This window comes from Clavibacter michiganensis (assembly GCF_021216655.1).
Taxonomy (GTDB): domain Bacteria; phylum Actinomycetota; class Actinomycetes; order Actinomycetales; family Microbacteriaceae; genus Clavibacter; species Clavibacter michiganensis.
In genome coordinates this window covers 3,229,628-3,249,814 of record NZ_CP080437.1, presented here as the reverse complement: position 1 = coordinate 3,249,814, position 20,187 = coordinate 3,229,628, and the positions used below count along the sequence as shown (strand labels likewise).

The window sequence follows — 20,187 nt, the reverse complement described above, 5'->3', positions numbered from 1 at the left end:
CCGTGGGCGTGACGCGATGCGCCAGGCGGCGGATCGGGGTCCGCGACGAGGGCGAGCCGGGCGTCGGCCGCCGGCGCTAGCGGTCCGCGTCGGGCGCGGGGACGCCCATGCGGGCGCGCTCCTTCGCCTCGATGGCGGCGTAGGCCTTGCGCTCCTGCTTGTCCGCCTGGATGACCGCTCGCATGATGAACCAGAAGATCAGGCCCACGCCGAGGGTGGGGAGGATCGACCAGATCGCGCTCGCCCAGAAATCATCCATGCGGCAAGGATACGCCGCGCTCTAGGTGAGGATGCCGTAGACGCCCTGGCCGATCATGACGACGGCGATGCCGCCCACGATGATCCAGAGGGCGTAGCGCGCGGTGGTGGGCTTCTTCGGGTTCGAGCCGTCGGGGCCTAATGGCATGGTCGCCTACTTCACTAGGGGGAACAGGATGGTCTCGCGGATGCCGAGACCGGTGATGGCCATGAGGAGCCGGTCGACCCCCATGCCCATGCCGCCCGAGGGCGGCATGCCGTGCTCGAGGGCACGGAGGAACTCCTCGTCGAGCGGCATGGCCTCGTCGTCGCCGCGCGCCGACTGGCGCGCCTGGTCGACGAAGCGCTCGCGCTGCACGACGGGATCCACGAGCTCGGAGTAGCCGGTGGCCAGCTCGAAGCCGCGGATGTAGAGGTCCCACTTCTCGACGACGCCCTCGATGGAGCGGTGCGCGCGCGTGAGCGGGGAGGTCTCGACCGGGAAGTCGAGCACGAAGGTCGGGCGCTCGAGGCCGCCCTTCACGAAGTGCTCCCAGAGCTCCTCGACGAGCTTGCCGTGCGTGCTCAGCGGCACGACGACGCCCTCGCGGTCGGCGATGGCCTGGAGCTCGTCGACGGTGGTGGCGGGCGTGATGTCGACGCCAGCGGCCGCGCTCAGCGAGCCGTACATGGAGATGCGGTCCCACTCGCCGCCGAGGTCGTACTCGGTGCCGTCGGCCCACGTGACCACGTGGCTGCCGGCCACCGCCATCGCCGCGTCCTGCACGAGCGTCTGGGTGAGCTCGGCGATGGAGGTGTAGTCGCCGTAGGCCTCGTACGCCTCGAGCATCGCGAACTCGGGGCTGTGCGTCGAGTCGGCGCCCTCGTTGCGGAAGTTGCGGTTGATCTCGAACACGCGGTCGATGCCGCCGACGACCGCGCGCTTGAGGTAGAGCTCGGGCGCGATGCGGAGGTACATCTCGGTGTCGAAGGCGTTGGAGTGCGTGACGAACGGGCGGGCGGAGGCGCCGCCGTGCATCACCTGCAGCATGGGGGTCTCGACCTCGACGTAGCCGCGCTGGCGGAACGTCTCGCGCATGGAGGCGTTGACCTTCGCGCGGTCGAGGACGTTCTTGCGCGCCTGGTCGCGCACGATGAGGTCGAGGTACCGGCTGCGGACGCGGGTCTCGTCCGAGAGCTCCGAGTGCAGGTTCGGCAGGGGCAGCAGGGCCTTCGAGGCGATGCGCCACTCGGCGCCCATGATCGACAGCTCGCCCTTGCGGCTCGCGATGACGCGGCCGGCGACGAAGACGTGGTCGCCGAGGTCGACGAGCTCCTTCCACGCGGCGAGCGCCTCGTCGCCCACCTCGGCCAGCGAGATCATGGCCTGGATGCGGGTTCCGTCGCCCGCCTGGAGCGTGGCGAAGCAGAGCTTGCCGGTGTTGCGGAAGTGGACGACGCGGCCGGCGATGCCGACCACGTGGTCGGTCTCCTCGCCGGGCTCGAGGTGGCCGAACTCGGCACGGACCGCGGGGATCGTGGTCGTGACGGGCACCTGCACCGGGTACGCGCCCTCGCCGGGGCCGCCTTCGGCGTTGAGGCGGGCGCGCTTGGCGAGGCGCACGGCCTTCTGCTCGGCGACGTCCTCGGCGGATCCCTCCACGGCGGGAGCGGGGGCGGTCTCGGGCGTCGCGGGCGTTCCGGGGCTGTCGGTCATGTGCGGGTGGATCCTCGCGGGTCGTGGGTTCTCGGCGGCCGAGCGGCCTCCCGTCGATTCTCGCAGGTGCGGGCGGGGCCCGGGCACGCCCGCGGATCGGATGCCCGCCGGGTCAGGCGATGACGACGGTCTCGTTGTCGATGAGGCGCGTGCTGCCGACGCGGGCGGCGATCACGGCGAGCGCGACGCCCGTGAAGCCGTCGTCCACGGACTCGAAGGTGGTGGGATCCACCACCTGGAAGTGGTCGAGGGCCACGGCGGGCTCGCCCATCACCACGGACTGGGCGGCGGCGATGACGGCGTCGATGCCGCGGGACCCGGCGCTCTGCGCGGCCTCGAGCGCGGCCGGGATGACGCGCGCGGCGCGGCGCTCGCGGTCGTCGAGGTAGCGGTTGCGGCTGGAGAGGGCGAGGCCGTCGGGCTCGCGCACCGTCTCGAGGTCCTCGATGCGGACCGGCAGGTCGAGGTCGCGCACCATGCGGCGGACGAGGTGCAGCTGCTGCGCGTCCTTGCGGCCGAAGGTGGCGACGTCGGGCGCCACGATGTGGAGGAGCTTCGCCACGACGGTGAGCATGCCGTCGAAGTGGCCGGGACGGGAGCGGCCCTCGAGCGTGAGGGCGACGGATCCGCCGGTGACGCGGACGCGCGCCGGCCCGTCCGGGTACATCTCGGCCGCGGACGGCGCGAAGACGAGGTCGACGCCGGTCTCCGTGAGCGCGGCCACGTCGGCGTCGAGCGTGCGGGGGTAGGCGTCGAGGTCCTCGCCCGCGCCGAACTGCAGCGGGTTGACGAAGATCGACACGACCACGAGGGAGCCGAGCTCGCGGGCGCGGCGGGCGTGCGCCAGGTGGCCCTCGTGCAGCGCGCCCATGGTGGGGACGAGGACGACGACGGGGGCCTCCCCCGCCGCGGTGCGGGCGGCCCGGTGGTCGCGGACGCGGGCGCGCAGCTCGGCGATGCCGGTGACGACGGTGGGCGCGGGGATCGTCATGGCTCGATGCTCCTCGGTGCTGCGGGACGCGGACGCACAAGGTTAGTGCGCGTCCGGGCCCTCGTCCGTCGGCAGGGGCACGTCGCCCGTGGTGAGACGCGCGCCGCCCGCCGGGGAGGAGCGACGGAGCGCGTCGTCGACGGCGGACCGGATCAGCGGGCCGAGCACGCGGCCGGGCTCCTCCACGCCGATGCCCGCGAGGAGGCCGGCGGCCTGGTCGACGATCGCGGTGGAGAACGTCGTCGCGGTGGAGATGGCCTCGGCGTACGCCGCGCGGTCCCGCTCCTCCACGACGACGGGCTCGCCGCCCATCTCCACGACGAGCACCTGCGCGATGGGGAGGACGGGCGCGGGCGCGGTGACGGCGAACCAGCTGTCGACCATGCGGCTGAGGTCCATGCTCGTGCCGGTGAACGACATCGCCGGGTGGATGGCGAGCGGGATGATGCCGGACGCGAACGCGGGCGCGAGCACCTGGATCCCATGCGCCGCCGACGTGTGCACGACGAGCTGGCCGGCCTGCCACGCGCCCGTTGCGGCGAGGCCCGCGACGAGGCCGGGGAGCTCGGCGTCGGGGACGGCGAGGATCACGAGCTCGCTGCGCTCGATCAGGTCGGGGATCTCGAGGACCGGGACACCGGGCAGCATCGCCTCCGCGCGCTCGCGGCTGGCGGCCGAGACCGCCGAGATGCCGGTGATCGCGTGGCCGGCACCCGCGAGGGCGGCGCCGAGGACCGGGCCGACGCGACCCGCGCCGACGATGCCGACGCCGAGGCGGCCGGAGCGCTGGGACGGGGCGGTCATGCGGGGTCCTCGGGGGCGGAGCGATGGCGGGGGGCGTCGTCGGCGTCGGCGGCCGGGGGCGGCCATGCGGTGTCGGCGCCGGAGGTGGCGGCGGGGCCGGAGGCAGCTTCGGCGCCGGCCGGTGCCGGAGCGGGCGCGGATCCCGGCGCCGGCCAGCTCGCGGCCTCGGCGCCCCAGTGCGCGGACGTGTCGGACCGGGCCGATGCCACGGCGGCTGCGACCAGCCGGGTCGACAGCTCCATGCCCGTGGCCCGATCGATGGCGCCGAGCCGCGTGTCCACGGGTCCGGCGACGGTGGCGGCGCGGACCGAGACGAGGTCGAGCCGACGGTCGATGGGGCCCTGCGTGAGGTCGACCCCCTGCGTCCGGGCGTGCGGCACGATCACGAGGCGGCGCCAGATCACGCCGCGGCGGACGAGGAACGCCGACGCGTCGACCGCGAAGCCCGTGCGACGCCAGGAGAAGGGCTTGAGGATCCACGCCCGGCGCGGCGACGTGGTGAAGCCGTCGTCGACGCCGCCGCGGCCGGTCATGCCCACGGCGACGAGGGCGAGCGCCTGGTCGCCCACGAGGTCGGGGAGGACGAGGCCGAGCACGCGATCGACGTCCCTGCGGTCGCCCACGGGGAGGATGGACGTGTTCTGCTGGCCGGCGGCGCCAGGCGACGAGGAGTGCGAGGCGCGCGTGATGCGGATCTCCCACCAGCCGGACGCGCGCCAGAGGAGCGGCTGCACGACCTCGACCGCGTGGATCCGGCCGGGCGGGATGGTGTCGTTGCTCGTGGACAGCAGGCCGAACCCGACGCGGACGCCGTCCGGCGTGCCGGCGACGCTGTAGCGGAGCGAGCGCGTGATCCGGCGCACGAAGAAGCCGGCGGATCCGAGGAGCGTCGGCAGCAGCGGCACGAGCAGGTACCAGGCCTCGAACCGCACGATGAGCGGTATGCCGACCGCGACGAACAGCACCAGCACGACCGTGGGCGCCGAGAGCAGCACGGCGCCGACGAGGCGCGGGATGGGGATGCGGACGACCGACTGCGGCGGGGCCGCGTCCGGGTCGAGCTCGGGCGCGAGGAAGTCGTCGACCCGCGAGCCGACGAAGCCGCGCGGCGCGCCGGCCGGAGCGGACGCCGGGGCGGCACCCGCCGCCTCCGCCCGTGCGCCGGACGCGAGCCGCAGCACGCGGAGCCGGAACGCGTCGGCGTCGCGCGACCGGAGGTACTGCAGCGGCAGGTTGGCGTCGTTGCCGGCGACCTGGATCTCGAGCTTCGCCGCGCCGATGAGCCGCGCGATGAGCGGGCGCACGATGTTGACGCCCTGGATCCGGTCGAGCCTCGCCCGCCGGTTCGTGCGGGAGAGGATCCCGCTGCGCACCTCGACGGTCTCCTCGGTGACGCGGAACGTGTGCATGCGCCACGAGAGGTAGGAGATGCCGACCGCGAGCAGGGTGAAGGCGAGGAGGGCGAGGATCACCCAGATGAGGCTGCCGCTCTCCACGAGCATCGGGATGAGGTCCTGTTCGCCGTCCTGCCGCTGGCCGGGCACGAACTGCTCCACGAGCTGCTCGCGCAGGGAGGAGACGAGGAAGCCGATCGCGACGATGAAGAGGACCCCGCCGCGGAGCACGGGGGTGGCCGGGTGGAGGCGGTGCCAGTCGCCGTCGGTGAGCTCCTCCGCGATGCGCGCCTCCGCGGCGGGGACGGCCGCGGGCGCGGGCCCGGCTGCGGGCCCGGCTGCGGCACCGGCAGGCGGGACGTCTGGCGGGCCGGCCGCCGGATCCTCGGGCGTCGGGTCGCTCACAGCCCGGCCCGACGCGTCTCGGCGAGGGCGACCAGCCGATCGCGCAGCTCCTCGGCGTCGGCGTTCGTGAGCCCGGGGATCTGGATGCTCGCCGCGGCCGCCGCGGTCACGAGCTTGAGGTCGGCGAGGCCGAGCACGCGGCCGACGGGCCCGCGCGTGATGTCGACGAGCTGCATCCGGCCGTACGGCACGGCGACGACGCGCGTCCACATGATGCCGCGGCGGAAGACGAGGTCGTCCTCGCGCAGCTGGTACCCCATGGCGCGGACGCGGCGGGGGACGATCACGAGGGTCACGACGAGCTCGACGAGCGCGGCGGCGCCCAGCACGATCGGCAGCCAGCCGGGCGCGTCGACCGCGAAGAGGAACGCCGCGATCCCGCCGAGCACGAGGGCGGTGATCACGCCGCCCACCAGCTCGACGCCGACGAGGCGCGGGGAGACGCGGCGCCACGAGACGCCGTGCGGGTCGACGTTCGGGGTCACGGTGCTCCTCGGTGGTGCGGTGGGGCCTGCGAGCGGGTGCTGCGGGGTCCTACGAGAGCTCGCGCGCCGGATCCCCGGGGCGCGAGTCGTCCCGGTCGTCGGGCGGGACCGTGCACCAGTGCTCGGCGACCAGCCCGGCGACGAGGAGGACGACGGCTCCCACCGTACCGGCCACCGCGAGCCCCACGGAGGACGCGCCGGGCAGCACCGGCCGGGCCAGCACGAAGGCCAGCACTCCCCCGGTGATCCCGGTGAGCAGCGCGCCCGCGAGCGCCGACGCCTTCGCGAGGAGCACCACGCGGGTGGCGCGGAACGGGTCGACGCGTCCCGGGGTGCGCCCGAGCGTCGAGCGGCGGATGGGGCGGGCGAGCGCGAGCAGCACGATCCCGACGATCAGGAGGGTCGCGCCGAGCGTGAGCGGCGGGATCAGGAGCGCGCGGCCGCTCATGAGGAGCGCGTTCTCGACGAACCAGCCGACGGCCGCGCCCGCGATGAGGAGGGCGATGAGGGTGGTGGAGCGCGTGCGGGTCATGCGCGGGCCTCCGCGGGGTCGGCGGTGGATCCCAGCGCGGCGAGCAGCGCGTCGACGCGGCCGCGGCCGGGCAGCTCGGCGTCGGGATCCGCCTGCAGCCAGGGCCCGAGCACGAAGGCGCGCTCGGCGGCGCGCGGGTGGGGCAGCGTGAGGCGGTCGTCGTGGATCCGCGCGTCGCCGTACGCGACGACGTCGAGGTCGATCGTGCGGTCGCCCCAGCGCTCGGCGCGCACGCGGCCGAGGTCGCGCTCGATCGCGGCCAGGGCGTCCAGCAGCGCATGCGGGCCCAGTTCGGCGTCCACCAGCGCGACGCCGTTGAGGTAGCCGGGCTTCGTCGGGTCCTCCCCCTCGGGCGTCACGGCGACGGACTCCACGAGATCCGAGGAGCGCACGACGCGGAGGCCGGGCACCTCGTCGATCAGGGCCAGCGCGCGCTCGACGGTCGCGCGCCGGTCGCCGAGGTTGGATCCCACGGCCAGCACCGCGCGCACGGTCGCGCCCGGCGCCGGCAGGGCGGACGCGCGCTCGATCACGACGGCCACGTCGTCGAAGGGGACGGAGATGGGCGCGTCCGGCTTGTGCACGGTGACGCGCACCGACCGGGCCACGGGATGCGCGAGCACGACGCCCGCGACGCGCTCGGCCAGCGTCTCGATGAGGTCGACGGGATCCCGCCCGACCGCCGCGGCGACCTCCTCGGCGAGCTCCCCGTAGTGCAGCGTGCGGCCGAGCTCGTCGGTGCCGCCGGCGGGCGCGAGGTCGAGCGCGACCTCGAGGTCGATCACGAACGGCTGGCCGTCGCGGCGCTCCTCCGCGAAGACGCCGTGGTGGGCGTGCACGCGCAGCCCGGTGAGGAGGATGCGGTCGGCGGGGAGGGGCGTCACCATGAGCGGCCCACGACGATGGAGGGGAGGTCGCCCGGGTCGGCCGGGTCGTACCAGAGCGGCAGCTTGCCGCCGACGGCCGGGAGCAGGCGGTCGGCCGTGGTGACCGTGCGGGTGACGTGGTGGTCGCGGCCCTCGCCGTCGGTGAAGGCGACCGTGAGGCGCGCGCGGACGGCCTCGCCGGATCCGTCGAGCCGCTGGACGGCGGTGACGATCGCGGAGGTGCGGCGGCCGGTCTCGGTGACGCGGCGGGCGGTGGCCGCGAGGCGCGCGACGCGGCGCTGCACCACGGCCCACGCGATGGCGGCGGCGATCCCGAGCACGGCGAGCACCGCGGCGACGAGCCCGAGGACCGCGTGCGACGCGTCGCCCTCGACCGCGGCGGACGAGAACGGCAGCGCCGCGACGATCCCGAGCGCGGTGCCGAGCAGCGCGACGGCGGCCGGCCAGAGCGCGGCGCCGACCGTGGTGAGGACGGGCGACAGCAGCACGACGGACGCGTAGGCGCTGCCGAGCGATCCGAGGAGCCCGAGCACGACGGCCACGACCTTCGCGACCACGACGGCCGCGCCGGCGCCGGCGGCGAGGTCGGCCGGGAAGGTGAGCCCGGCGCCCAGGACCACGGAGGCGATGAGCGCGGCGACCGCGATGCGGACGAGCACCGCCTGCGGGGAGACGACGACACGGTCCTGGCTCACGGCGCTCATGCTCCTACTCTGACAGACCGGCGGCGGCGGACGGCCCGGCGGACGTGGCGGAAGCGGCCTCGGCCCGCCCGTGCGACCACGCCGCCTCGACCGCGAGCGCGGCGCGGGTGGAGGCGACGTCGTGCACGCGCACGGCCCACGCCCCGGCGCGCGCGGAGAGGGCGCTGACGACCGCTGTCAGCACGTCGCGCTCCTCGACGCCCGCGCCCTCCGGGAGCAGCCGCCCGAGGAAGCGCTTGCGGGAGGCGCCCACGAGCACGCGGTGGCCGAGGTCGATGAACGCGTCGAGGGATCCGAGTAGCTGCCAGTCGTGCGCGGCGTCCTTGGCGAAGCCGAGACCGGGGTCGATGGCGATCCGGGCGGGATCCAGGCCCGCGGCCACGAGCGCCGCGACGCGGGCGCCGAGCTCGTCGCGCACGTCGCCGACCGTGTCGGCGTACGTCGCCCGGGCGCCCATCGTGTCGCTGTGACCCCGCCAGTGCATGGCGACGTAGTCGACGTCGGCGCCCGCGACGACCGCGGCCATGCGCGGATCCGCGAGGCCCCCCGACACGTCGTTGACGACGCGCGCCCCCGCGCCGATGCAGGCCTCCGCGGTCGCGGCCCGCATGGTGTCGACGCTCACGGCGATCCCCTCCGCGGCGAGCTCCCGCACGACGGGCAGCACACGCCGGAGCTCCTCGTCGGCGTCCACGCGGAGGGCGCCCGGCCGGGTCGACTCCCCGCCCACGTCCACGAGGTCGGCACCCGCGACGACCATCCGGCGGGCGTGCGCGAGCGCGTCGTCGAGGGCGAGGTGGCGGCCGCCGTCGCTGAAGGAGTCGGGGGTCGCGTTGAGGATCCCCATGACGAGCGTGCGCGGCGCGGCCACGGTCACGCCCGACCGGCCGCGGTGGGCAGCAGCGCGAGCACCTCGGCGCGCGCCGCGGGCTCGGCGAGGGAGCCGCGCGCCGCGATCGTGATGGTCGTGCTGCCGGCCTGCCGGGTACCCCGCGCGGTGACGCAGCCGTGCGTCGCGTCGAGGATCACGGCGACACCGCGCGCGCCGAGTCCGCGTTCGAGCGCCTCGGCGATCTGCTCGCCCAGCCGCTCCTGCATCTGCGGACGCGACGCGAGGTCGTCGACCACGCGCGGCAGCCGGCCGAGGCCCACGATCCGCTCGCCCGGCACGTAGGCCAGGTGCGCGACGCCCGTGAACGGCAGCAGGTGGTGCTCGCAGATGGAGCGGAACGCGATGCCCGTCACGATCACGGGCTGCGGCGCTGCGTCCTTCTCGGGGAGCGGGAACGTCTCGCGCAGGTGCCGGAGCGGATCCGCGCCGACCCCGGAGAAGAACTCCGCGTACGCCTCGGCTACCCGCGCCGGGGTGGTCGCGAGGCCCTCCCGGCCCGGGTCCTCGCCGATGGCCAGGATCAGCTCGGCCACGGCCGCCTCGATGCGCGCCCGGTCGACGCCCACCGGATCAGGCCGTCGCGGGGCGCGGGAAGGGCGAGCGCTTCGGCTTGCCGGCCGGCGGCTCCGAGTCCACCGCGCCGTCGACGACGCCCTGGTCGATGGGCGCCTTCTGCGGCATGGCCACGGGCGGCAGGTCGGAGAGCGGGCGCTTGTCGCTCGAGAGCCACTGCGGGCGCGGCGGCAGCTTCTTGACGTCCGCGAAGATCGCCGCGAGCTGGTCGTGGTCGAGCGTCTCCTTCTCGAGGAGCTCGGTGGCCAGGCGGTCGAGCACGTCGCGGTTGTCGTTGATGACCTGCCACGCCTCGTCGTGCGCGCCGTCGAGGAGCGCGCGCACCTCGGCGTCGACCGTCAGGGCCATGTCCTCCGAGTAGTCCCGGCTGCCGCCGAGGTCGCGACCGAGGAACGGCTCGCCCGAGCTGGAGCCGAGCTTCACGGATCCGACCTTGGCGCTCATGCCGTACTCGGTGACCATGCGACGCGCGGTCGACGTGGCCTTCTCGATGTCGTTCGACGCGCCCGTGGTGGGGTCGTGGAAGACGATCTCCTCCGCGACGCGCCCGCCCATGGCGTACGCGAGCTGGTCGAGGAGCTCGTTGCGGGTGACGGAGTACTTGTCCTCGAGCGGGAGCACCATCGTGTAGCCGAGGGCACGGCCGCGCGGCAGGATCGTGACCTTGGTGACGGGATCCGTGTTGTTCATGGCCGCCGCCGCGAGCGCGTGGCCGCCCTCGTGGTACGCGGTGATGAGCTTCTCGTGGTCCCGCATGATGCGGCTGCGGCGCTGGGGCCCGGCCATGACTCGGTCGACGGCCTCGTCGAGCGCGCGGTCGTCGATGAGCTGCGCGTTGGAACGCGCCGTGAGGAGCGCGGCCTCGTTGAGGACGTTCGCGAGGTCGGCGCCCGTGAAGCCGGGCGTCTTCCGCGCGAGGACCTCGAGGTCGACGCCCGCGGCGAGCGGCTTGCCGCGCCCGTGCACCTCGAGGATCTGCTTGCGGCCCTGCAGGTCGGGGGCGTCGACGCCGATCTGGCGGTCGAAGCGTCCGGGGCGCAGGAGCGCGGGGTCGAGCACGTCGGGCCGGTTGGTGGCCGCGATGAGGATGACGTTGGTCTTGACGTCGAAGCCGTCCATCTCCACCAGGAGCTGGTTGAGGGTCTGCTCGCGCTCGTCGTTGCCGCCGCCGACGCCGGCTCCGCGGTGACGGCCGACCGCGTCGATCTCGTCGACGAAGATGATGGCCGGCGCGTTCTGCTTGGCCTGCTCGAACAGGTCGCGCACGCGGCTCGCGCCGACGCCCACGAACATCTCGACGAAGTCGGATCCGGAGATGGAGTAGAAGGGAACGCCCGCCTCACCCGCGACGGCGCGCGCGAGCAGGGTCTTGCCGGTGCCGGGAGGGCCGTAGAGCAGCACGCCCTTGGGGATGCGGGCGCCCACGGCCTGGAACTTGGCGGGCTCCTTGAGGAAGTCCTTGATCTCCTCGAGCTCCTCGATGGCCTCGTCCGACCCGGCGACGTCGGCGAACGTCACCTTCGGGGAGTCCTTGGAGGCGAGCTTCGCCTTCGACTTGCCGAACTGCATGACGCGGTTCCCGCCGCCCTGCATGCCGGAGAACATGATCCAGATGAAGAAGCCGATGAGCAGCAGCGGCAGCAGGATGCTGAACGCCGACAGGAGCCAGCTCGGCTGCGGCACCTGGTCGTCGAAGCCCTCGGCGGGGTTCGCGGTCGTGATGGCGGAGACGATCTCGCCGCCGCGCTGCGCGACGTAGTTGAACTGCACCATGGTGCCGTTGTCGCCGTCGGCGCTCGCGAGCGTGAGGTCGACCCGCTGCTCGCCGTCGATGATCTTGGCGGAGGCGACCTTGCCGTCCTGGATCAGCTCGAGGCCGTGCTGCGTGGTGATGGTCTTGTAGCCGGATCCGGTGATGAGGCTGAAGCCCACGGACACCACGACGATGGCGAGGACGACGATCAGGATCGGGCTGCGGAGGAGTTTCTTGAAGTTCATGAGCGTAGGGGCGCGGGCCCGACACCTTTCTGCCCGTGCCGCGCCGTACGGCGACGAGATGTCTCGAGGATACAAGCGGCCGTCTGAGCGTGGCCGCGGTGTTCGCCGCCAGCCGAACGTGCGCCGGCATGGAGGCGGGTAAGAGGAGCGGGGCGCCTCAGCTGTAGACGTGCGGCGCGAGGATCGCCACGTCGCGGAGGTTGCGGTATCGCTCGGCGAAGTCGAGTCCGTAGCCGACCACGAAGTCGTCGGGGATCTCGAAGCCCACGTACTTCACGTCGACCGCGATCTTCGCGGCCTCGGGCTTGCGCAGCAGCGCGCACACCTCGACGCTGGCGGCGCCGCGCGAGCGCAGGTTGGCGAGCAGCCAGGAGAGGGTGAGGCCCGAGTCGATGATGTCCTCGACGATGAGCACGCGACGGCCGGTGAGGTCGGCGTCGAGGTCCTTGAGGATGCGGACGACGCCGCTCGACTTGGTGCCGGAGCCGTAGGAGCTGACGGCCATCCAGTCCATGTGGATCGGCAGCTCGAGCTCGCGCGCGAGGTCGGCCATGACCATGACCGCGCCCTTCAGCACGCCGACGAGGAGCAGCTCCTCCCCCGGGTTGTCGCGCTCGATCTCGCGGCACATCTCGGCGATGCGGGAGTGGATCTCCTCCTGGGTGTGGAGGACCTCGGTCAGGTCGTCGGCGATGTCGGTGGATCTCATGTCACTCTTCCGTCGTCCTGGCGCTGAGGACGATGAGCCCGTCCTTGCGTACGACCCTAACGCCCGGCAGGTCGACGGGGCCCTGCCCGTGCCAGTCGGTGACGAGCCGCGCGACCTCCAGGACGTGCGTCCGCGACAGGTGGGCGGCGAACTCCTCGCGCGCGGCGAGGCGGATCAGCCGGTGCCGCAGCGCGGGCGGCGCGGCCAGGAGCGAGGCCACCTCGAGCGAGATGCCCGCCTCGGCGTGGTCGGCGATCTCCTCGATCATCTCGGCGGCGAAGTGCTCGAGCGCGTCGTCGTCCTCGCGCAGCTGGTCGGCCGTGCGGGCGAGGGCCTCCGCGATCCCGGGGCCGAGCTCGCGCTCGAGCACGGGCAGCGCCTCGTGGCGGACGCGCACCCGGGCGTAGGCGGGATCCGCGTTGTGCGGATCCCGCCACGGGTCGAGGCCCTGGTCGGCGCACGCGGCGCGGGTGACGGCCGCGCGGATCCCGAGCAGCGGCCGCAGGTACACGGCGTCGGCCGCGCGCGCGGGCGTCGACGCGGCCATGCCGTGCAGGCTCGTCGCGCCGGACCCCCGGGCGAGCCCGAGCAGGACGGTCTCCGCCTGGTCGTCGAGGGTGTGGGCGAGGAGCAGCGCGCGGGATCCGGTCTCCCGGAGCGCGTCGTCGAACGCGGCGTAGCGGGCGGCGCGGGCGGCGGCCTCGGGGCCCGATGCGCCCGGGTCGACCCGCACGCGCGTCACGACGACCGGCGCGAGGCCGAGGGCGCGCGCGGCGTCGGCGGCCCGGGCGGCGACCGCCGCGGATCCGTCCTGCAGCCCGTGGTCGACGACGACGGCACCCGCGGCCACGCCCGCGCGGGGGCCCTCGAAGGCGGCGGCCGCGGCGAGGGCGAGCGAGTCGGCGCCGCCGGAGAGGGCGACGAGAACGGGTCCGGACGAGGCCGGGTCGAGCCCCGCGAGCGCCTCGCGGACCGCCCGTCTGAGGTCCGCGACGGCGGGGGTGAGACGGGGGCGCTCGGAGGGCATCCACTAACGTTATGGCAGCAATCCGCCCACGTCAGAACCACGAGGAGCACGCGCATGGCCAGCTACGACGTCGTCGTCGAAATCCCCAAGGGGTCCCGCAACAAGTACGAGGTCGACCACGAGACGGGTCGCGTGTACCTCGACCGGGTGCTCTTCACGTCGTTCGTCTACCCCACCGACTACGGCTACTTCGAGAACACGCTGGGCCTCGACGGCGACCCCGTCGACGTGCTCGTGCTCCTCGAGTACCCCGTCTTCCCCGGCGTGGGCGTCTCCATCCGCCCGGTGGGCGTGTTCAACATGAGCGACGAGGCCGGCATCGACTCCAAGGTCATCGGCGTCCCCGCGAAGGACCCGCGCTGGGCGCACATCCAGGACATCGACGACGTGCCGCAGCAGACGCGCAACGAGATCGAGCACTTCTTCGAGCACTACAAGGACCTCGAGCCCGGCAAGTGGGTCAAGACCGAGGGGTGGGGCGACGCGGCCGAGGCCGAGCGCATCGTGCAGGCCGGCTTCGAGAAGCTCCAGGCCGAGGGCGACGGCCACGGCCACGGCGGCGAGCCGGACGAGGACGCCTGATCCGCGTCATCCCCTGAGCCCGCGCGGCCGACACGACGACGCCCGCCCCCGCAGCAGATGCGGTGAGGCGGGCGTCGTCGCGTCCGGGCCGGATGAGCCGGGCCGGATGAGCCGGGCCGGATGAGCCGGGCCGGGGTCGGCCGGGCGGGGTCAGCCGGGTCGACCGACGTACGGCATGATGTCGCTGCCGCCCCAGAGGGACTGGATCTTCACCACGTCGCCGGGCTTCGGCGCCGCGATGATGGTGTTCCCGCCGAGCGAGATGGCGTCGTGGTAGAAGCCGCCGCCGCTGTTCCAGAAGATGATGTCGCCGGCCTGGCGCTGCGAGAACGGCACGAGCCGACCCTGCGCCTGCATCGTGTTGTACTGCGAGCTCACCGAGTGGCTGCCGACGTCGATGCCCGCCGCGCGGTAGGCCATCATCACGAGGCCCGAGCAGTCCCAGACGTTCGGGCCCGCGCCGCCGAGCACGTAGGACTCGCCGAGCTGGGCCTTCGCGAACGCGATGGCGACCTGCGCGGCGTTGCCGGAAGGTGCAGGAGCAGGCGCTGGCGCGGGAGCCGGTGCGGGAGCCGGACGCGACGGCTGCTGCGGGGCCGGCTGCTGGGGTACAGGGGCGGGGGCGCTCGATCCGCCGCCGGACGAGGATCCACCCCCACCGGACGACGACCCTCCGCCGGACGACGAGCCGCCGCCACCGGACGAGGAGCCGCCGCCCGAGCCGGATCCGCCGGACGACGGCGCGGGTGCTGCCACGGCCGCGGGGATGGGCGGCTGCGTGATGCCCTGGATGTACTGCGCCTCGATCTCCGAGGTGGAGTCCTTGAGGAGCGCCAGCTGCGCGATGAGCTGGTCGCTGTTGCGCGTCTGCTCGGTGACGGCGGCCTGCGCCGTCGCGGCGGCGGAGTTCGCGTCGTCGAGCGCCTTCTGGGCCTCGTCCGCGAGCGTGGCGAGATCGTCCTTGGCCACCTGCGCCTGCTGGCTCAGCGACGCGGCGCTGTTGCGGTCGGCGAGCGCCTGCTGGTACACGGACTGCGTGCTCTCGGACAGCTTCGTCATGGTGCCGAGCGAGCGCAGCAGCTCCTCCGCGTCGTCGCCGTCGGAGGCGAAGAGGCTCGCCGTGATGTCCTGGCCGCCCGCCCGCGCGAGGTGGCTCGCGAGGAGCCCGGCGCGCATCCGGCTGGTGAGGGCCGTGGCCTGCGCCTCGTCGGCCTTCTTCTGCAGGCGCGCGAGCTCGTCGGCCTTGGCGTCGCGCGCGGCCTGCGCCTCGGCGTACTTCTCGCCCGCGATCAGCGCGGCCTTGTTCGACTGGTCCGCGGACACCTGCAGCCCCGTCGCCAGCTCGGTCACGCGGTCGATCGCGGCCTGCGTGTCCGCCTGGTTCGCCTTCGCCGCCTGCACGTCGGCCCACGAGGGGTAGTCGGTCGCGGCGAACGCGGTCTGGGCGGCGACGCCGCTGGACACGGCGATCACCCCCACGGCGATCGTGGAGATGACGACCGTGGTCGGGCGGAGGTGGTTCATGTCGTTCCTCATGTCAATGCGTACTGGTGATGGAGACGCCCTGGCCGTGCATGAACGCCACCGGGTCGACGGCGTTCCCGTCGATGCGGATCTCGAAGTGGAGGTGGCAGCCGGTGGAGCCGCCCGTGGTGCCCGTGCGGGCGATGGGCTGGCCCGCGACGACCTGCTGGCCGGTGCGGACGAGCGTGCCGCCGTCCACGATGTGCCCGTAGGCCGAGGAGACGCCGCCGCCGTGGTCGATGCGGATGTAGTTGCCGTAGCCGCCGTTCCGGCCCGCGAAGCTGACGGTGCCCGAGTGGGCGGCGTACTGGATCTCGCCGCAGCTGTATCCGCGGACGAGGTCCTCGCCCGCGTGCATGATCTTGGTGTGGTAGATCGGGTGGATCCGGTACCCGAAGGGGCTGCTCGTGCTGGCTCCCGGCAGCGGCGCGGACCAGCCGGATGAGCTGATGGCGCCGGGCGAGACGTCGCCGCCCGCGCTGCCCTGGCTGGCCGCGAGCGCGTCCGCGTCGGCCTGGCGCTTGCGGACGCCGGCCTGGTAGTCGTCCTCGGTGGCCTCGCGGTTCTCCGTGATGACGGAGAGCTTCGCGTCGGCGTCGGCCTTCTGCGCGCTCTGGTCCTCGAGCGCCTGCTCGAGGTCAAGCTGCGCCTGGGCCGCCTCCTCGAGGAGCTGCTCGGCCTTCGCGTTCAACGCGTCGAGCTCCGTGAGCGCCACCTGGGCCTGGTCGCTGAGGGACTTGGCGGCGTTGCGGTCCTGGAGGGCGATGGCGTAGATCTGGTCGGACTTCTCGGCGACCTTGCTCATGGTGCCGAGCTTGTCGAGGAGGTCGTCGGTGCCGTCGCCCTCGCTCAGGAGGAGGGTGCCGGAGAGGTTCTGGCCGCCGGATCGCATCAGCTGCTTGGCGAGGCCGGCAGCCTGCTCCTGGGACTTCGTGGCCTTCGCGTCGGCAGCGTCGACCTTCTCCTGGAGCAGGACGGTCTCGGCGTGCTTGTCGTCGGCATCCTGCTGGGCCTTGTCGTGCTCGTCGCCCCGCTGGACCACGAGGGCCTGCGCGTCGGCGACCTTCTGCTGGAGGGACGCGATCTCGTCGTTGATCCGCTGCACGAGCGCCTGCTGCGCCTGCTCGTCGCCGCGCGCCTTCTGCACGTCGTCCCAGGAGGCGAAGGTGTCGGCGTGGGCGGGAGCGGCGATCGAGCCGGTGAGGAGGACGGCGGCGATGGCGACGATGGCCTGGAGGCTGCGGCGGCCGCGCGGGCGCGACCGTCGGGCGCCCGAGGCGCGCGAGCTCCGGAGGAGGTCATGGTGCATGGTGATCCCGATCATCGTGTCGCCCGGCTGGCCGGCTGCGCCTCCCTGCAGGGCCGGCGGGGAGCGCGGATCACATCCGTCACGCCTTCACCGGCTCTCACAGTAGCAACGGGGTCCGGCGGCGCACAGCGCGCTGACGCGGGGATCCACCACCGGGATCCCCTCCCCGGGAGGGTCGACCGAAGGCTAACCCCGCGGAAGGGGGACATCGCGGCAGCGCGCTGGCCGTGTCGCGAACCTGGCAGGAGCTCCGGACGGGCGCCCGCGGCCCGCCTCCGAGTCCGTGCACAGGGAGGCGACACGCCGCCCGATCCGCATGCCCGCGGGGCGAGGGCGCACATGCCGACGTCCGATTTGAGTCCTCGCCCGGAGTGCGGTTATGCTGACGTGTCGGTTGCTGCGAGACCTGGTCCGCCAGGGCGAGCGGCCCCATCGTTTAGTGGCCTAGGACGGCGCCCTTTCACGGCGTTAACACGGGTTCGAATCCCGTTGGGGTCACCAGGCAATGTGATCGACATGCAAGGCCCTGTAGCGCAGCTGGTTAGCGTGCCGCCCTGTCACGGCGGAGGTCGCGGGTTCAAGTCCCGTCAGGGTCGCCACGGATATGAGCCCTCTCTCACGAGAGGGCTTCTGTCCGATGTGGGCGTCTTCTCGCAAGCCGCCCGCTCGCCTGGGTAGCTCAGTTGGTAGAGCGTTCGACTGAAAATCGAAAGGTCCGCGGATCGACGCCGCGTCCAGGCACCACCCGCCGATCCCCGTCACAGACGACAGGGCTGGCGTTCCTCTTCTCTCCCGGCCCGCTCCGGCGTCAGGCGTCGGAGGCGAGCGCCGCCTCGAAGGCCGCGAGCACCTCGTCGGAGAACAGGACGAAGCGCACCAGCTCGATCCCGTCGCCCGCGCCGTCGGCGAGCGCAGCCCGCACCGCGGACACCGCCACGCGCGCCGCGTCGTCGACCGGCCAGCCGTAGACGCCGGCCGAGACCGCGGGGAAGGCGACGCTGCGGATCCCCAGAGCGGCCGCCACCTCGATCGACCGGCGGTAGGCGCTCGCGAGCACCGCGGTGCGGTCGTCGGATGCCGACCAGACCGGGCCGACGGTGTGGATCACGTGGTGCGCGGGCAGGCGGAAGCCGGGCGTCGCGATCGCGTCGCCCGCCGGCAGGCCGTCGGGCAGCGCATCGGCGCGGATGCGGCGGCAGGCGGCGAGCAGCTCGGGACCGGCCGCGCGGTGGATCGCGCCGTCCACTCCCCCGCCGCCGAGCAGCGACGAGTTCGCGGCATCGACGATCGCATCGACGTCCTGCCGGGTGATGTCGCCGCGCACGGCCTCGATGAGCGTCATGGATCCAGCCTGGCCCCGGTCGACGCCGGGAGGGAGACCCGCGCGGACGACGCTGTCCGGCGGGCGGCGACCGGAACCGTTCGGGTGGGCTCCGGGCACATCAGCAGTATTCGGAGCCCGGGGAAGAAGCGATTGGGCGACCCGTCGAGTCCGCGGCCGGTCGACGGCCCGGTCGCGCGGAGGCGACCCGGTGATACTGGAGGGGTCGGTGCCGTCCTGCCGGCATCGACAGGAGTCCCATGGCAACGCCCGCATCCCGCCCCGCACCCGAGCGCATCGACGGCTACGTGGCACTCCGCAGCTACGCCGCCATCGGGGACGGACGCACCGTCGCGCTCATCGCGGAGGACGGCGACATCGACTGGCTGCCGCTGCCGAACCTGCACACCGCACCCGCGTTCGCCGCGATCCTCGACGCCCCGCACGGCGGCCGGATCACGCTGCGGCCCGACGAGGGGTTCGAGGTGACGCGCGCCTACGTGCCCGGCACCAACGTGCTCACCACCACGTTCACCACGGCGTCCGGCAGCGTGCGCGTGACCGACGCGCTCGTGACGGGCGTCGCCGGGCGGCTGCCGTGGTCGGAGCTGGGCCGGCGGATCGAGGGGCTGACGGGCGAGGTGGCCATGAGCTGGGTCGTCGCGCCCGGGACGGCGCTCGGCACGTCGTCGCCGTGGGTGCAGTCGACGCACAACGGGCCCGTCATCCGGGTGGACGGCGTGACGCTCGCGGTCGTCGGCCTCGACCACGGACCCGCCGAGCCCGGGACGCAGTCGCTGTCCGGCGCGTTCACCGCGAAGGAGGGATCGCGCCACGTCCTCACGATGGTGGGGACCGAGCGGGAGCCCGTGCGGATCCCGAACCCCGCGATCGTGGACGAGGGCATCGACCGCACCATCCGCAACTGGGAGGGCTGGAGCGCCGAGTTCCGCTACGAGGGCGAGTGGGCCGAGGCCGTGCAGAGAAGCGCCCTCGCGCTCAAGCTGCTCGTGCACGCACCCACCGGATCCATCGCCGCGGCCGCGACGACCTCGCTGCCCGAGCGCATGGGCGGCGACAAGAACTGGGACTACCGCTTCGCCTGGGTGCGCGACCTCGCGTACACGGTGAACGCGCTCGTGAAGTTCGGCCTCCGCGAGGAGACGCACGCGGCGGTGTCGTGGATGCTGCGGACGATCCGCGACAACGGCCCCGACCTCCACGTCTTCTACTCGCTCGAGGGCGGCGTGCCCCAGGGCAGCTCCAACCCGGAGGTGCCGGGATGGCGCGGCGTCGGGCCCGTCGTCGACGGCAACGACGCGCAGGCGCAGCTGCAGCTGGGCGTCTTCGGCGACCTGTTCGACGTGGTGCGCACCTACGTCCGCGACGGCAACGTGCTCGACGCCGACACCGGCCGCCTCCTCGCGACCTTCGCCGACCGCACCTGCGACATGTGGCAGAAGCGCGACGCCGGCATGTGGGAGCTCGAGGACGAGCAGCATTACACGACCTCGAAGCTCGGTTGCTGGCAGGCGCTCGACTGCGCCGTCGAGCTCGCGGAGCTCGGCCAGATCCCCGGCGTGCCGGACCGGTGGCGGGCCGAGCGCGACCGGATCCGCACGTGGGTCGAGGAGGAGTGCTGGGACGAGGGTCGCGGCGCCTACGTGATGCACCCGGGCAGCCAGCGGCTCGACGCGAGCATCCTGCTGCACTCGATCTCCGGCTTCGACCGCGGCGAGCGCATGTCCTCCACGCTCGACGCGCTGCGCTCGGAGCTCGGCCGCGGGCCGCTGCTGTACCGCTACTCCGGCATGCCCGAGGAGGAGGGCACCTTCACGGCGTGCGCCTTCTGGCTGGCCGGCGCCTACGCGTGCGTCGGGCGGATGGACGAGGCGCGCGAGCTCATGGACCAGCTGGTCGACCTCGGCAACGACGTCGGGCTGTACTCCGAGATGATCGACGCCGACGACCACGCGTTCCTCGGGAACCTGCCGCAGGGGCTCAGCCACCTCGCGCTCGTGAGCGCGGCGCTCACGATCGACGAGCTGTCGCACGGGCGGACGCGCTCGACGCGCACCCCGCGCGCGAAGCGGTAG

General features: G+C 73.6%; 20 protein-coding genes and 3 tRNA genes. 5 read left to right on the top strand and 18 right to left on the bottom strand.

The window, feature by feature from the left end:
* Window positions 1–76 precede the first annotated feature (76 nt).
* From K0V08_RS15430 to tilS, 15 genes are all read right to left on the bottom strand, one after another.
* Entirely contained in the window at window positions 77–259 is a 183-nt protein-coding gene (locus tag K0V08_RS15430; protein ID WP_012037541.1) for a hypothetical protein, read from the bottom strand.
* A gap of 21 nt (window positions 260–280) precedes the next feature.
* Window positions 281–406 (bottom strand): hypothetical protein, encoded by a 126-nt coding sequence (locus tag K0V08_RS16105; RefSeq protein WP_012037540.1) that lies wholly within the window; start codon window positions 404–406, stop codon window positions 281–283.
* A gap of 6 nt (window positions 407–412) precedes the next feature.
* A complete protein-coding gene (lysS, locus tag K0V08_RS15425; RefSeq protein ID WP_079532075.1) occupies window positions 413–1,954 on the bottom strand; it encodes a lysine--tRNA ligase in 1,542 nt (513 codons plus the stop codon).
* 112 nt (window positions 1,955–2,066) lie between these two features.
* Window positions 2,067–2,945: a pantoate--beta-alanine ligase gene (gene panC, locus K0V08_RS15420; protein ID WP_012037538.1), complete on the bottom strand. Its 879-nt coding sequence runs from the start codon at window positions 2,943–2,945 to the stop codon at window positions 2,067–2,069.
* A gap of 42 nt (window positions 2,946–2,987) precedes the next feature.
* Complete coding sequence (locus tag K0V08_RS15415) at window positions 2,988–3,749, bottom strand: Rossmann-like and DUF2520 domain-containing protein (protein WP_012037537.1); 762 nt, start codon at window positions 3,747–3,749, stop codon at window positions 2,988–2,990.
* On the bottom strand, window positions 3,746–5,548 hold the full coding sequence (locus K0V08_RS15410) for a PH domain-containing protein (RefSeq protein ID WP_079532073.1): 1,803 nt from the start codon (window positions 5,546–5,548) through the stop codon (window positions 3,746–3,748). Before K0V08_RS15410 ends, K0V08_RS15415 begins: the two co-directional genes overlap by 4 nt.
* A complete protein-coding gene (locus tag K0V08_RS15405) occupies window positions 5,545–6,033 on the bottom strand; it encodes a PH domain-containing protein (RefSeq protein WP_012037535.1) in 489 nt (162 codons plus the stop codon). Before K0V08_RS15405 ends, K0V08_RS15410 begins: the two co-directional genes overlap by 4 nt.
* Before the next feature lie 49 nt (window positions 6,034–6,082).
* Entirely contained in the window at window positions 6,083–6,565 is a 483-nt protein-coding gene (locus tag K0V08_RS15400; protein ID WP_012037534.1) for a DUF3180 domain-containing protein, read from the bottom strand.
* The gene (gene folK / locus K0V08_RS15395) at window positions 6,562–7,452 is read right to left on the bottom strand and encodes a 2-amino-4-hydroxy-6-hydroxymethyldihydropteridine diphosphokinase (protein WP_079532070.1); all 891 of its coding nucleotides are present in this window, start codon (window positions 7,450–7,452) and stop codon (window positions 6,562–6,564) included. The genes K0V08_RS15400 and folK overlap by 4 nt, the downstream gene beginning before the upstream one ends.
* A complete protein-coding gene (locus tag K0V08_RS15390; protein WP_079532067.1) occupies window positions 7,446–8,156 on the bottom strand; it encodes a DUF3592 domain-containing protein in 711 nt (236 codons plus the stop codon). Before K0V08_RS15390 ends, folK begins: the two co-directional genes overlap by 7 nt.
* Window positions 8,157–8,160: 4 nt before the next feature.
* On the bottom strand, window positions 8,161–9,033 hold the full coding sequence (gene folP, locus K0V08_RS15385; protein WP_079532065.1) for a dihydropteroate synthase: 873 nt from the start codon (window positions 9,031–9,033) through the stop codon (window positions 8,161–8,163).
* The gene (folE, locus tag K0V08_RS15380) at window positions 9,030–9,614 is read right to left on the bottom strand and encodes a GTP cyclohydrolase I (protein ID WP_079532062.1); all 585 of its coding nucleotides are present in this window, start codon (window positions 9,612–9,614) and stop codon (window positions 9,030–9,032) included. The genes folP and folE overlap by 4 nt, the downstream gene beginning before the upstream one ends.
* 4 nt (window positions 9,615–9,618) lie before the next feature.
* Window positions 9,619–11,619 carry an ATP-dependent zinc metalloprotease FtsH gene (gene ftsH, locus K0V08_RS15375; RefSeq protein WP_012037529.1) on the bottom strand — a complete coding sequence of 667 codons (2,001 nt, stop codon included), beginning with the start codon at window positions 11,617–11,619 and terminating at the stop codon, window positions 9,619–9,621.
* Window positions 11,620–11,776: 157 nt separating this feature from the next.
* Window positions 11,777–12,328 carry a hypoxanthine phosphoribosyltransferase gene (gene hpt, locus K0V08_RS15370; protein WP_012037528.1) on the bottom strand — a complete coding sequence of 184 codons (552 nt, stop codon included), beginning with the start codon at window positions 12,326–12,328 and terminating at the stop codon, window positions 11,777–11,779.
* Window position 12,329: 1 nt separating this feature from the next.
* On the bottom strand, window positions 12,330–13,355 hold the full coding sequence (tilS, locus tag K0V08_RS15365; RefSeq protein ID WP_079532059.1) for a tRNA lysidine(34) synthetase TilS: 1,026 nt from the start codon (window positions 13,353–13,355) through the stop codon (window positions 12,330–12,332).
* A gap of 54 nt (window positions 13,356–13,409) precedes the next feature.
* Between tilS and K0V08_RS15360 the strand changes: the two genes are divergently transcribed.
* Entirely contained in the window at window positions 13,410–13,937 is a 528-nt protein-coding gene (locus K0V08_RS15360) for an inorganic diphosphatase (protein WP_012037526.1), read from the top strand.
* Window positions 13,938–14,087: 150 nt separating this feature from the next.
* Here K0V08_RS15360 and K0V08_RS15355 read toward each other — a convergent pair whose 3' ends face one another.
* Window positions 14,088–15,461 carry a C40 family peptidase gene (locus K0V08_RS15355; RefSeq protein ID WP_079532056.1) on the bottom strand — a complete coding sequence of 458 codons (1,374 nt, stop codon included), beginning with the start codon at window positions 15,459–15,461 and terminating at the stop codon, window positions 14,088–14,090.
* Window positions 15,462–15,474: 13 nt separating this feature from the next.
* On the bottom strand, window positions 15,475–16,770 hold the full coding sequence (locus K0V08_RS15350) for a peptidoglycan DD-metalloendopeptidase family protein (RefSeq protein ID WP_079533680.1): 1,296 nt from the start codon (window positions 16,768–16,770) through the stop codon (window positions 15,475–15,477).
* A gap of 425 nt (window positions 16,771–17,195) precedes the next feature.
* Between K0V08_RS15350 and K0V08_RS15345 the strand changes: the two genes are divergently transcribed.
* From K0V08_RS15345 to K0V08_RS15335, 3 genes are all read left to right on the top strand, one after another.
* Window positions 17,196–17,271 (top strand) — tRNA-Glu (locus K0V08_RS15345).
* A gap of 21 nt (window positions 17,272–17,292) precedes the next feature.
* Window positions 17,293–17,369: transfer RNA gene (locus K0V08_RS15340), tRNA-Asp, on the top strand.
* Between the two features lie 69 nt (window positions 17,370–17,438).
* Window positions 17,439–17,514 (top strand) — tRNA-Phe (locus K0V08_RS15335).
* 64 nt (window positions 17,515–17,578) lie between these two features.
* Here K0V08_RS15335 and K0V08_RS15330 read toward each other — a convergent pair.
* Entirely contained in the window at window positions 17,579–18,112 is a 534-nt protein-coding gene (locus K0V08_RS15330; protein ID WP_079532054.1) for an O-acetyl-ADP-ribose deacetylase, read from the bottom strand.
* Between the two features lie 239 nt (window positions 18,113–18,351).
* On the opposite strand from K0V08_RS15330, the gene K0V08_RS15325 reads away from it, so the two are divergent.
* A complete protein-coding gene (locus tag K0V08_RS15325; RefSeq protein WP_079532051.1) occupies window positions 18,352–20,187 on the top strand; it encodes a glycoside hydrolase family 15 protein in 1,836 nt (611 codons plus the stop codon).

Excerpts from the sequence above, each read along its gene's own strand:
- K0V08_RS15430 (WP_012037541.1), bottom strand. The coding sequence starts at position 259 with ATGGATGATTTCTGGGCGAGCGCGATCTGGTCGATCCTCCCCACCCTC.
- K0V08_RS16105 (WP_012037540.1), bottom strand. The coding sequence starts at position 406 with ATGCCATTAGGCCCCGACGGCTCGAACCCGAAGAAGCCCACCACCGCG.
- lysS (WP_079532075.1), bottom strand. The coding sequence starts at position 1,954 with ATGACCGACAGCCCCGGAACGCCCGCGACGCCCGAGACCGCCCCCGCT.
- panC (WP_012037538.1), bottom strand. The coding sequence starts at position 2,945 with ATGACGATCCCCGCGCCCACCGTCGTCACCGGCATCGCCGAGCTGCGC.
- K0V08_RS15415 (WP_012037537.1), bottom strand. The coding sequence starts at position 3,749 with ATGACCGCCCCGTCCCAGCGCTCCGGCCGCCTCGGCGTCGGCATCGTC.
- K0V08_RS15400 (WP_012037534.1), bottom strand. The coding sequence starts at position 6,565 with ATGACCCGCACGCGCTCCACCACCCTCATCGCCCTCCTCATCGCGGGC.
- folK (WP_079532070.1), bottom strand. The coding sequence starts at position 7,452 with ATGGTGACGCCCCTCCCCGCCGACCGCATCCTCCTCACCGGGCTGCGC.
- K0V08_RS15390 (WP_079532067.1), bottom strand. The coding sequence starts at position 8,156 with ATGAGCGCCGTGAGCCAGGACCGTGTCGTCGTCTCCCCGCAGGCGGTG.
- ftsH (WP_012037529.1), bottom strand. The coding sequence starts at position 11,619 with ATGAACTTCAAGAAACTCCTCCGCAGCCCGATCCTGATCGTCGTCCTC.
- hpt (WP_012037528.1), bottom strand. The coding sequence starts at position 12,328 with ATGAGATCCACCGACATCGCCGACGACCTGACCGAGGTCCTCCACACC.
- tilS (WP_079532059.1), bottom strand. The coding sequence starts at position 13,355 with ATGCCCTCCGAGCGCCCCCGTCTCACCCCCGCCGTCGCGGACCTCAGA.
- K0V08_RS15360 (WP_012037526.1), top strand. The coding sequence starts at position 13,410 with ATGGCCAGCTACGACGTCGTCGTCGAAATCCCCAAGGGGTCCCGCAAC.
- K0V08_RS15355 (WP_079532056.1), bottom strand. The coding sequence starts at position 15,461 with ATGAACCACCTCCGCCCGACCACGGTCGTCATCTCCACGATCGCCGTG.
- K0V08_RS15350 (WP_079533680.1), bottom strand. The coding sequence starts at position 16,770 with ATGCACCATGACCTCCTCCGGAGCTCGCGCGCCTCGGGCGCCCGACGG.
- K0V08_RS15330 (WP_079532054.1), bottom strand. The coding sequence starts at position 18,112 with ATGACGCTCATCGAGGCCGTGCGCGGCGACATCACCCGGCAGGACGTC.
- K0V08_RS15325 (WP_079532051.1), top strand. The coding sequence starts at position 18,352 with ATGGCAACGCCCGCATCCCGCCCCGCACCCGAGCGCATCGACGGCTAC.